We start from the raw sequence: 7,521 nt of genomic DNA, 5'->3' as shown, positions 1-7,521 counted from the left end.
CCCCTGCTCCCGGAGAGCGGTCCGGCACCACCGTCCCCGGCCGGCAGGGGCCCCGCGCCGGAGCCGGTGGAGGGGCGCGGCGCCGGGCCGCCCGGGCACGGCGGCTTCGCCGGAGCAGACGTCCGCCGGTCCATCGAGCCGCGCAGGCGTACCGATCCGCGCAACAGAAAGGGCATCCCATGACCGCGTTCGGCCACTTCGCCAGGTCACTGAGGCTGCGGCGGCTCTACCGTCACAGCACGGCCGGCCTGATGATCACCCCTCTCGACCACTCGATCAGCGACGGACCCGTCGTACCCAAGGGCACGAGCCTCGACCACCTCGCCGGGCAGCTCGCTGCCGGCGGCGCGGACGCGGTCGTCGTGCACAAGGGCAGCGTCCGCCACATCAGCCCGGAGCGGTTCGCCGCGATGTCGCTGATCATCCACCTCAACGCGTCCACCAGCCAGGCGCTCGACCCCGACGCGAAGTACGTGGTGACGCAGGTCGAGGAGGCCCTCCGGCTCGGCGCGGACGCGGTGAGCGTCCACGTCAACGTCGGCTCCGACGACGAGCGGCAGCAGATCGGCGACCTCGGCCGGATCGCCGACGCCTGCGACCGGTGGAACCTGCCGCTGCTCGCCATGGTGTATCCGCGCGGCCCCCGGGTCACCGACCCGCGCGACCCGGACCTGGTGGCGCACGCCGTCACCGTCGCCTCCGACCTGGGCGCGGACCTGGTCAAGACCGTCTTCCTCGGCTCGACCGCGGAGATGCTCGACCTGACCGCCGCCTGCCCGGTGCCCGTCCTGGTCGCGGGCGGTCCCGCGATGCCCACCGAGGAGGACGTGCTGGCCTACGTCCGGGACGCCCTGGCCGGCGGTGCCGGCGGAGTGGCGATGGGCCGCAACATCTTCCAGGCCTCCGATCCACGGCGGCTCGCCGCCAAGGTGGCCCGGCTGATCCACCACTTCCCGGAGCAGCACTTCGCCCCGCTCGCCTTCCAGGCCGCCGACGCACACCGGGACGAGCGCCTGACCCCCGATCACCTGGACGCCCCGGCCCACCTCGGCGCGCCCGGCTCCCCGCTCGACCGCGACACCCGCACCGACCGCGACACCCACCACCTCTCCGACGTTCCACACTCGACAGGAGGTCCGCACCATGACGGACGCAAAACTGTGCTGGCTTGACATCCGCCGCGCCGGCACCGCCACCCAGGCCGTCCTCGAAGAGGCCCTGCACCAGCGCATCGACGGCATCGTCGCCGCCGACCCGGCCGCCTTCGCCGGCCTGCCTCCCACCGTCCGCAAGGTCCTGCTCTTCGAGGACGGCCTCGACTCCGTCCCCGCCGACCTGGGCGCCGCCGACCTGGTGGTCGTCCCGGGCCCCCGCGAGGACCGGGCCGCGCTCCAGGAGGCCCACCCGGACGTCGAGTTCGGCCGCTACGTGGAGATCGTCGACGCCGACACCCTGGAGGACGCCTGCCTGGCGGCCCGCCTGGAGCCGTGGAGCGTGCTGGACTTCCGTGACCCCACCAAGATCCCGCTGGAGATCGTGATCGCGGCCGCCACCGGCGCACCGGGCTCGATCATCACCACCGCGTCCAACACCGAGGAGGCCGAGATCATCTACGGCGTCCTGGAACTGGGCTCGGACGGCGTCCTGATGCGGGCCAGCACCGTCGGCGACGCCACGGCCCTGCGCACCGCCGCCAGCGCCCGGGGCGGCGAGATCGACCTGGTGGAACTGACCGTCACCCGGACCACGCACATCGGCATGGGGGAGCGGGCCTGCGTCGACACCACGACCCACTTCCGCAAGGACGAGGGCATCCTCGTCGGCTCGCACTCCAAGGGCATGGTGCTGTGCGTCAGCGAGACCCACCCGCTGCCGTACATGCCGACCCGTCCGTTCCGGGTCAACGCCGGCGCCCTGCACTCGTACACCGTCTCGCAGGCCGGCCGCACCCACTACCTGAGCGAACTCCACGCCGGCAGCAAGGTGCTGGCCGTCGACGTCAAGGGCCGCACACGGCCCGTCAGCGTCGGCCGCGTCAAGATCGAGACCCGTCCGCTGATCTCCATCGACGCGGTCGCCCCCAGCGGGCAGACGGTCAACCTGATCCTCCAGGACGACTGGCACGTCCGGGTCCTCGGCCCGAACGCCTCGGTCCTCAACTCCACGGAGCTGAAGCCGGGCGACACCATCCTCGGGCACCTGCCCACTGCGGACCGCCATGTCGGCTACCCGATCGACGAGTTCTGCCTGGAGAAGTGAGCGCGGCACACCACCCGACACCAGACGCCGTAGCGACCGCACCAGCCCCGGGCCCCACCGGCCCGTGCCGAGCGCCCGCACGGCCCCGCCCCGCCCCGGCACCCCACGTGCCGGGGCCGGCGCGCGTTTGGCCACGGCCGGCAGGGCCCCCGCGCCCGCCGGCCCCGTCCCGCGCCCGCTCACCGATCCGGCCCCCTCACCCGCCGGCCCCGTCCCGCGCCCGTCCCTTCCCGAACGGGCCCTCACAGCAGCCCGTGTTCCCCGGCGATCCGCGCCGCGTCGAACCGATTCCGTCCACCCAGCTTCTTGATCGCGGCGGACGTCAGATTCCGTACCGTTCCCGCCGCCAGGTACAGCTCGCCCGCGATCTCCTTCACGGTCGCCCCGCCGGCCGTCAGCCGCAGCACGTCCATCTCCCGGGTGCTCAGCGACAACTCCCCGACGGCGACGGGCCGCAGCAGCGACGGGTCGACGGTCAGACAGCCACCCGCGACACCCATGAGCGTCGTGACGAGCTGGGGCAGCCGGGCGTTCTTCGGTACGACGCCCAGGGCGCCGGCCGCCACGGCCCGGTCCACGACCGACGACGTGGCCGCCCCCACCAGCAGCGCGACCCCGCACTTGGGATGCCGGCTCCGTACGTCGGTGGCGACGCGCAGCGCCTTGCCGCCCATCGTGGACTCGCCGAGCAGCAGCACCGTCGGCCGGTGCCGTTCCACGGCCGGCTGGACGGCGTCGTACGACGTGGCCAGGCCGACGACCTCCAGCCCGTCGACGCCGTTGAGCGTCTCGGCGAAGGCCTCCAGCACGAGTTGGTGATCACCTGCGAGGACTATCCGTATCGACATGCTCGACCCCCGTACGGCAGGACTAAGGCAAAGACTCGGGAAAGACAGCGGAACTGGTGCGTCGTCGGGTGCGCGTCAGCCGGAGGGGGCACGCCACGTCTCGTGCAGCCGGACCAACCGCTCCACCACCGCCTGTGCCGCCTTCTCGAGGCTGGGGCCGTCGCTGCGCATGTCGACCTCGACGTGCTCGGCGCCGGCCGGCAGGGAAGCCGCGACGACACCCGACAGGACGCGGAAGGACGGGGCCAGTTCCTCGCCTCCGCTTCCGCCCGGGACGACCACGACGCTGGCGGTGACCGGCCCGAGGTCGGCGGCGATCTGACCGGTCAGCGCGGCGAAGCTCTCCGGCCGTTCCACATCGGCTTGATACGGCAGCGCGACCAGCCCGATTCCGGCCAGTTCCTTGCACAGGAACGCCGCGTTCGTGGCCGCGTCGTCACCGCGCCCGGGGTGCCCCGCGCCGACCACCGCGACGGCGGCACCCAACGCGCACAGCTGACTGGCGACCCGCCGCCCGACGCCGGTGGTGGCATCGACGACAAGGACGACACAGCCGTGCAAAGGCGGTAGTACATGTGCGACTGTGTGCGACACCGGAACTCCTGACCGGGTAACGTGGCCAATATGTGAACGATCTACGGGGGTTCTTCGCACGCCTTGCGGCGCCCCCGTGCCGCGTCGCTGCTCCCGAGCCGGCGCGGCCGCCCGGTCCGGACATGTGGTTCACATGTGGTTCAAGGGGGAGACGCCACGTGGACGAGGTATCGCCACTCGATCAGCAGACCCTCGCGGTGTACCGCGCGATTCTGTTCCACAAGCAACATGATCCGGACAAGCTCGCCGAGCTCCTCGACATCAGCTGCGACGATGTGCACGGCGCACTCACGCGCCTGTCCGACCTGTCGTTGCTGGCCCCTTCGCAGGACTCACCCGGCACGCTGCGCGCGGTGAACCCGTCACTCGGCCTGAAGGTCCTGCTCCAGCGGGAACAGGACGAACTGGCCTGGCGGCAGCAGCGCATCGAGCAGAACCGGGCCGCGCTCGCGGCGCTCGCGGCCGAGTACACGGCGTCGGCCGGGTCCGGCTCGGACGGCACGGAACAGCTCGACAACGTGGACGAGATCCGCACCCGGCTGGAGGCCCTCGCCGAGTCGTGCCAGCAGGAGTCCCTGGTCTTCCACCCCGTGGGCGGCCTGACCAAGGAGGCGATCGAGGCGTCCCGGCCCCTGAACGAGCGAGCGCTCGCCCGGGGCGTCCGGTTCCGTTCGATCTACCTCGACAGCGCCGTCAACGACCGGGTGACGAGAGCTCACGCCCAGTGGATGGCGGAGCACAACAGCGAGATCCGCACGTCGCCGACCCTGCCGATGCGGCTGCTCATCATCGACACGACCGCGGCCATCGTGGCCAACCTGCCCGGCCAGACGGGCCCCGCGGCCCTGATGTTCCACAGCCGGCCGGTGGTGCTCGCCATGCGGGCCCTGTTCGAGGCGTACTGGGAACACGCGAGCCCGTTCCATCAGCACTCCTCACCCGACGACGACCCGCAGGGACTCACCCCGCAGGAGCGCAAACTCCTCCAGCTCCTCGCCACCGGCCTCACCGACGAGGCGGTGGCCCGGGCCCTCGGCATCGGAGTCCGCACGGAACGCCGCATCATGGCGGAGCTCATGGAACGCCTGGGCGCCTCCAGCCGGTTCGAGGCGGGAGTCCAGGCGGCCCGCCGCCAGTGGATCTGACAGCCGGTCGCCGTGCGGTCCCCGGGCCGGACAACCGGGTGCGAGCGGGTGCCGGCACCCGGTGTCTCCTGCGCGGAGATCACCGCTCGACCTGCGGAACGGGCGGCCAGGTGAAGTCGGTGACGTCGGTCGGCGCCTGCTGCCAGGTGAAGTCGTCACCGCCGTGCAGCGGTCCCGGGATCCCGGTGACGCCGCCCAGGGGCACCGGAGTCCAGGTGAAGTCGTCGGGCGAACCGGGCAGGTGAGGCAGCGGCGGCAGCACGTCGCCGACCGAGCGGTCGGCCTGCGAGACGGCCGAGCCGGCCCCCTGCGCCCCCTCGGCCCGCGGAGCGGCCTGCGCCGGCACCGCCCAGGCGAGGGTGGCCAGCACGGCCGAACCGAGGACGACGACGGCGGAACAACGGTTGGTGACACGGATCATGGCTGGTCTCCATTCCATGCGTGAGTCAGGACCTTGCGACGATGCATGGAGCCAGTAGTGCTTCAGCTCCCCCGGACCGTTCCGCGTTCCCCGCGCTTCCCGGCCGCTGATAAGAGAGAACCATCCCGCCACCCCCGCTGTCCGCGTCCTGCCACGCCAGGAAGCTGCCTGGCAGGGAGTTGCACGACGCCCGGGGGGTGTCCCCACCCGTGGGCGGTGGCTCGCCGGATGGGCGGCGGCGTGCGCGAGAGGTGATCGTGTACCGACGGGTTTCCCGCTCAACGGGCGCCCACGTGACGGATCACGAAGACGGACCATTGGGGGAACGGTGAAGCGTCCTGCGGAGCACGCTCTGGCCCGCCGTACGGTGCTGGCCGGCATGGCGGCGGCAACCGGTGCGGGAACGGTGTGGGGTACCACGGGGAAGGCCGTCGCCGGCGGGTGGAGGGGACCGGTGGGGAACGGGGCGGTGGATGCCGAGGTGGCGCGCCTGGAGGGCGGATTGATCGAGCTGCGGCGGGACATCCACCGGCACCCCGAGCTGCCGGGGGAGGAGCGTCGCACCGCGGGCGTGGTGGCCCGGGAGCTGCGGGCGGCCGGGCTGACCGTCACCACAGGGGTCGGCGGCCACGGCGTGGTCGGCGTCCTGCACGGCACGCGCCCGGGCCGGACGGTCGCGTACCGGGCGGACATGGACGCCGTGCCGCCCAAGGACATCGTGGGGGGCGGCCCGGCCGCGGCCCATCTCTGCGGGCACGACATCCACACGACGGTGGCCCTGGGCGTCGCCAAGGTCCTGGCGCGGCTGCGGCGGCACCTGAGCGGCACGGTCGTCTTCCTCTTCCAGCCCGCCGAGGAGAGCCTCTCCGGAGCCCGCGCACTGATCGAGGCGGGCGTGCTGGAGCGCACTCGCGTCGAGGAGATCCACGCGCTGCACTGCGGGCCCTTCCCCGTCGGCCGGTTCGCGGTGACCGGCGGCTACGGGATGCCGGGCCAGGACAAGGCCGAGGTGACGCTCCAGGGCCCGGACGCACCCGAGGCCGCGCGGCGCCTGGCCGCCGGGATCGGCGCGCTCTCCACGGTGACGCCCCCGCAGACGCCCGCGGACATCGAGCGGATGGTCACCGATGCCCAGACGCCCGACGGCCCGTTCGCCCGCTTCGTCGCCCTACGGGCCTCGGCACGGGAGGCCAGGGTGAGCGTGTCCTACCGCTGTTGGCCGCAGGAGCGGTACACGGAGATACGCGGGGAGATCCGCCGGCTGGCCATGTCGTACGCGGGAGCCGCCGTGAGCTTCCCCGCCGAGCCGTTCCCGGCCCTGGTCTGCCCGGAACCCGACGCCCGCGCACTCGCCCGCCACCTGCGCAGCGCACTGGGCCGTGACTCGGTCGCCACGCTCCGTTCCGCGTTCCCGCCCTTCAGCGGCGAGGACTACGCCCTCTACCTGGACCGCGTCCCCGGCACCTACACCTTCCTCGGTGTCCGTGCCCCCGGCGCCCCCGTCACCACCAGCTACCCGCACTTCCCCGACTTCGCCCCGGACGAGCGGTCCATCGGCATCGGCGTACGGGCGATGGCGGGGTGGCTGGCGCAGCGGACTCGGTGTTAGACCGCCGGGCCGTCACGCAGTCCGGGACCCGTGGGCAGCGTCAGCACGCAGCCGGTGTGCAGCGTGATGCGTATGGGTGTGAAGTCGACGGCGTCCACCGGGGACTTGCCGGTACCAGGGTTGCGGGCGTAGCGCGGATGGGCACCGGCACTGATCTGCCAGCGCATCCGGTGCCCGGCCGGGAAGCGGTAGGCGGTGGAGCTCATCCGCACGGTGACCTCCGAGGGTGCCTGCCCCACCGTCTCCAGCCGGGCCAGCCCGTCACAGACGTTGGTGGAGCGGCCCTGCGCGTCCACGTCGCACAGACGGGTGAAGACGTCGGCGTACCCGGTGTCCGTGGAGACGCTCAACCGCGCGGAGACCGGCCCGAGGAGGTCCACGGGTTCGTCCAGCGGTGGCCCGGTGAACGTCAGGACGTCGTCTCGGCCTTCCAAGACGCTGTTGTCGCGCGGACCGGCCGTCCGGGAGAGCAGCGGGCCGCCGATGGACGGCGTGGGGTCGTCCGGGTCGTATCGCAGGGATGCCAGAGGCACGGAACCTGGACTGTCGGCGGACCCCGAGCCGCCGGCGAACCCCGAGCCGTCCACGGAGCCTGAACCGTCCGCAGCCCCCGCGCCCTCGGCGGGCCCTGCGCCTGCGGCGGGC

8 protein-coding genes and 1 pseudogene are annotated in these 7,521 nt (G+C 72.8%); 5 read left to right on the top strand and 4 right to left on the bottom strand.

The genetic code is table 11. The features are described 5' to 3' along the window. From GTY47_RS40765 to GTY47_RS10785, 3 genes and pseudogenes are all read left to right on the top strand, one after another. Nucleotides 1–183: pseudogene (locus GTY47_RS40765) on the top strand (hypothetical protein); the annotation flags it as partial. Next, entirely contained in the window at nucleotides 180–1,172 is a 993-nt protein-coding gene (locus tag GTY47_RS10790) for a 2-amino-3,7-dideoxy-D-threo-hept-6-ulosonate synthase (protein ID WP_010035530.1), read from the top strand. The pseudogene GTY47_RS40765 and the gene GTY47_RS10790, both read left to right, overlap by 4 nt. After that, nucleotides 1,144–2,259 carry a 3-dehydroquinate synthase II gene (locus GTY47_RS10785; protein ID WP_010035529.1) on the top strand — a complete coding sequence of 372 codons (1,116 nt, stop codon included), beginning with the start codon at nucleotides 1,144–1,146 and terminating at the stop codon, nucleotides 2,257–2,259. The genes GTY47_RS10790 and GTY47_RS10785 overlap by 29 nt, the downstream gene beginning before the upstream one ends. Before the next feature lie 242 nt (nucleotides 2,260–2,501). On the opposite strand, the gene GTY47_RS10780 is transcribed toward GTY47_RS10785, so the two are convergent. After that, complete coding sequence (locus tag GTY47_RS10780; protein ID WP_029180873.1) at nucleotides 2,502–3,107, bottom strand: response regulator transcription factor; 606 nt, start codon at nucleotides 3,105–3,107, stop codon at nucleotides 2,502–2,504. Nucleotides 3,108–3,182: 75 nt separating this feature from the next. Beyond that, a complete protein-coding gene (locus GTY47_RS10775; protein ID WP_158688390.1) occupies nucleotides 3,183–3,701 on the bottom strand; it encodes an SDR family NAD(P)-dependent oxidoreductase in 519 nt (172 codons plus the stop codon). 158 nt (nucleotides 3,702–3,859) lie between these two features. On the opposite strand from GTY47_RS10775, the gene GTY47_RS10770 reads away from it, so the two are divergent. Next, nucleotides 3,860–4,846 carry a helix-turn-helix transcriptional regulator gene (locus GTY47_RS10770; protein WP_010035526.1) on the top strand — a complete coding sequence of 329 codons (987 nt, stop codon included), beginning with the start codon at nucleotides 3,860–3,862 and terminating at the stop codon, nucleotides 4,844–4,846. A gap of 79 nt (nucleotides 4,847–4,925) precedes the next feature. Here the strand turns inward: GTY47_RS10770 and GTY47_RS10765 are convergent, their stop codons facing one another. After that, nucleotides 4,926–5,267 (bottom strand): hypothetical protein, encoded by a 342-nt coding sequence (locus GTY47_RS10765; RefSeq protein ID WP_010035525.1) that lies wholly within the window; start codon nucleotides 5,265–5,267, stop codon nucleotides 4,926–4,928. Between the two features lie 379 nt (nucleotides 5,268–5,646). Between GTY47_RS10765 and GTY47_RS10760 the strand changes: the two genes are divergently transcribed. After that, nucleotides 5,647–6,876 (top strand): amidohydrolase, encoded by a 1,230-nt coding sequence (locus GTY47_RS10760; protein ID WP_040902713.1) that lies wholly within the window; start codon nucleotides 5,647–5,649, stop codon nucleotides 6,874–6,876. On the opposite strand, the gene GTY47_RS10755 is transcribed toward GTY47_RS10760, so the two are convergent. Next, the coding region (locus GTY47_RS10755) for a CocE/NonD family hydrolase (protein WP_158688389.1) at nucleotides 6,873–7,521 on the bottom strand (649 nt) is incomplete at its 5' end. The two genes, GTY47_RS10760 and GTY47_RS10755, sit on opposite strands and share 4 nt — an antisense overlap.

This window comes from Streptomyces sp. SID5464, from assembly GCF_009862985.1.
Classification (GTDB): Bacteria; Actinomycetota; Actinomycetes; order Streptomycetales; family Streptomycetaceae; genus Streptomyces; species Streptomyces chartreusis_D.
Note: the sequence above shows the minus strand (reverse complement) of the source record. Positions and strands in the feature narration are given on the sequence as shown.

Coding starts and splice junctions, on each gene's coding strand:
- GTY47_RS10790 (WP_010035530.1), top strand. CDS start 180: ATGACCGCGTTCGGCCACTTCGCCAGGTCACTGAGGCTGCGGCGGCTC.
- GTY47_RS10785 (WP_010035529.1), top strand. CDS start 1,144: ATGACGGACGCAAAACTGTGCTGGCTTGACATCCGCCGCGCCGGCACC.
- GTY47_RS10780 (WP_029180873.1), bottom strand. CDS start 3,107: ATGTCGATACGGATAGTCCTCGCAGGTGATCACCAACTCGTGCTGGAG.
- GTY47_RS10765 (WP_010035525.1), bottom strand. CDS start 5,267: ATGATCCGTGTCACCAACCGTTGTTCCGCCGTCGTCGTCCTCGGTTCG.
- GTY47_RS10760 (WP_040902713.1), top strand. CDS start 5,647: ATGGCGGCGGCAACCGGTGCGGGAACGGTGTGGGGTACCACGGGGAAG.